This window comes from Mesorhizobium sp. M7A.F.Ca.US.005.03.2.1 (assembly GCF_003997795.1).
GTDB lineage: Bacteria > Pseudomonadota > Alphaproteobacteria > Rhizobiales > Rhizobiaceae > Mesorhizobium > Mesorhizobium ciceri.
On record NZ_RZRP01000962.1, the window covers coordinates 1 to 2,207 of the forward strand.

The window sequence follows — 2,207 nt, forward strand, 5'->3', positions numbered from 1 at the left end:
GATGTGCGCAATGCCATGGCGCAAGGGTCGATCGCCGCGGTGTTCCACATCGAAGGGGTCGAGGCGATCGATCCCGAGCTCACCATGCTCGACGTGCTGCATGAAGCCGGCCTGCGCTCGCTCGGCATCGTCTGGAGCCGTCCGAACGCCTTTGGCCACGGCGTGCCGTTCCGCTTCCCGTCTTCGCCCGACACCGGCCCTGGCCTGACCGATGCCGGCAAGGCGCTGGTCAAGGCCTGCAACCAGTTGAAGATCATGATCGACCTGTCGCATCTCAACGAGAAGGGCTTTCGCGATGTCGCCGCACTCAGCGATGCGCCGCTGGTGGCGACCCATTCCAACGTGCACGCGATCTGCGGCCATTCGCGTAACTTGACCGACTGGCAGCTCGGCGCGATCCGCGAAACCGGCGGCATGGTCGGGCTGAACTTCGCAACCGGCTTCCTGCGCGAGGACGGTCGCATGAATGCCGACACCAGCCTCGATATCATGGTGCGCCATATCGATTCGCTGCTGCAGGCGCTGGGTGAGGATGGCGTTGGTCTTGGCTCCGATTTCGACGGCGCCATGATCCCGGCCGTCATCGGCGATGTCGCCGGCCTGCCGAAGCTGATCGATGCATTGGCGGCACGCGGTTTCGGCCGCGCGCTGATCGAAAAAATCGCCTATCGCAACTGGCTCAATATGCTCGAGAAAACGATAGGTTAGAGACAGCCTGCGGCATATGTCGACAAGGACATAGTTCGTCGGTGGAAGCCGGATACGATTGGGTGGATAGCCGGCAATGCTGAAGACCTTCACGCATGAGGGCGGCGAATTCGAGCGAACCGATGTCGTCATCGTCGGTGCGGGTTTCACCGGCCTGTCGGCGGCGCTTGAGATGAAGAAGGCCGGCATCGATTTCATCCTGCTCGAAGCACGCGACCGTGTCGGCGGACGCGTCGAGTCCCGACTGAACGGACTTGGCGAACGCATCGATAGTGGCGGCCAGTTCCTGTGCGAGGACATGCCGGAATTGATGGCCATGGTCGAGGCGCGCGGCAAGACGCTGGTTGAAACCCATGTCGATGGCGACTTCATCACCCAGCCGACGATGTCCGCACAACGAGCAGAGCGGACCTATCATGCCGCGATGGCGATCCGCGAGCGCATGAACGGGATCGATCCGGACGATGCCTCGATTGCCGGACTGACCGTCGCCGACTGGCTTGCCTGCCAGCACGATTCCGCCGATGCAAGGATGGCTTTCCGTTCGATGATCGAAGGTCTCTGGTGCATGGCGCTGGACCAGATTCCTCTCTGGTATTTGATCGACAATGACCGGCGGGTCACCAACGAGGTGACGGAACTGCAATATTTCGTGCGCGAAACCATGCATTCGCTGGCCGACGATCTGGCCCGCGACCTTGGCGATCGGTTGCGGCTAAGCGAGCCGGTCACGCGCATCGAGCACAGTTCGCCAGGTGTTCTTGTCGTTTCGGCCGGGGATACCGTCGAGGCGCGCACGGTTCTGGTTGCCGTCCCGCCGGCGACGGTGACGGAGCTCGCCTTTGCCCCCGCTTTGCCGGCCGGACTGGGGCGGGCACTCGGCGCCTGGGAAAGCGGCGCGGCTATCAAGATCCTGGTGCGCTATGCCAAACCGTTTTGGCGGGCGCGGGATTTGAGCGGCATGGTGATGTGGCTCGAGCCGCCGGGGCTGTTTGCCTGCGACGCCGGCAAGGATGCGGAGCATGCGGCGCTCGTCGTGTTCGTCGGCGGCTCGCTCGCGCTGCGTTGGCGCGACCTCGGCGAGGCGGAACTGCGTGCGGAGGTGACCGGCCGGCTGGAGGCAGCCCTTGGTCCGGATGCCGGTGACGTCATCGATTTCAGTTTGCGTGACTGGACAGGAGATCGCTGGAGCGGCGGCGCGTACAGCGATCTTATTGTCGATGTTACAGCGACAGACGCCGAGCGAACGATCCTTGCCGGCGCACCGCCGGTGTATCTCGCCTCTTCAGAACTCTCGCCATCGTTTCCGGGGTATGTCGAGGGCGCCATCATTGCCGGGCGCATCGCCGCGCAAAAAATCATCGCCGAGCTTCAGGCTCCGGGCTGAGCCTGATCTTTTCGAAAAACTGTTTGGCAAGATCGGTCAAGTTGCGTCTCGAGCCCTGGCGCCGGCGAAGCCATACCCGATTTTGCCCGGCTTCGCCCGAAATGCTGTTTCG

Annotated in this window: 2 protein-coding genes; both read left to right on the forward strand. The window is 63.0% G+C overall.

The window, feature by feature from the left end; genetic code table 11:
* Positions 1–708 (forward strand): dipeptidase (locus tag EN991_RS33230; RefSeq protein WP_127370320.1); only part of this gene is annotated, 708 nt, incomplete at its 5' end.
* A 76-nt stretch (positions 709–784) separates the two neighbouring features.
* On the forward strand, positions 785–2,095 hold the full coding sequence (locus tag EN991_RS33235; protein WP_127370321.1) for a flavin monoamine oxidase family protein: 1,311 nt from the start codon (positions 785–787) through the stop codon (positions 2,093–2,095).
* Positions 2,096–2,207: the final 112 nt, after the last annotated feature.